We start from the raw sequence: 300 nt of genomic DNA, 5'->3' as shown, positions 1-300 counted from the left end.
GCCACGCACATGCTGTTCCTTATAGAACTGTGCCGGTCTGAAATGCAGTTTTTCACTGATATCTTCGCCGATACGACGTAACTGGCAGCCACAACTGCATTGGGTTGATGCTGGTTCATGCTCAATACGAATGGTGTGTAGATGATCGGGCAGCAGTCGACGTTTAGGTTTATTTGCTTTGGCTTTGTGTGTCGCTGCATCGGTTTTATCTGCATTCAGCCGTTCCAGTTCCAGATCAACGGCTGCAATATCTTCTTCGACCGCTTCATCCCAGAGATGGATTTGTTTTGCAGTGAGATG

General features: G+C 47.7%; 1 protein-coding gene. It reads right to left on the bottom strand.

The features are described 5' to 3' along the window. Positions 1-300: IS66 family transposase zinc-finger binding domain-containing protein (locus tag WFH18_RS17995; protein ID WP_336755436.1), on the bottom strand; the 300-nt coding region annotated here is incomplete at both ends.

The organism is Acinetobacter sp. USHLN143 (genome assembly GCF_037145695.1).
Lineage (GTDB): Bacteria > Pseudomonadota > Gammaproteobacteria > Pseudomonadales > Moraxellaceae > Acinetobacter > Acinetobacter fasciculus.
This window is presented reverse-complemented; position numbering and strand designations above follow the sequence as displayed.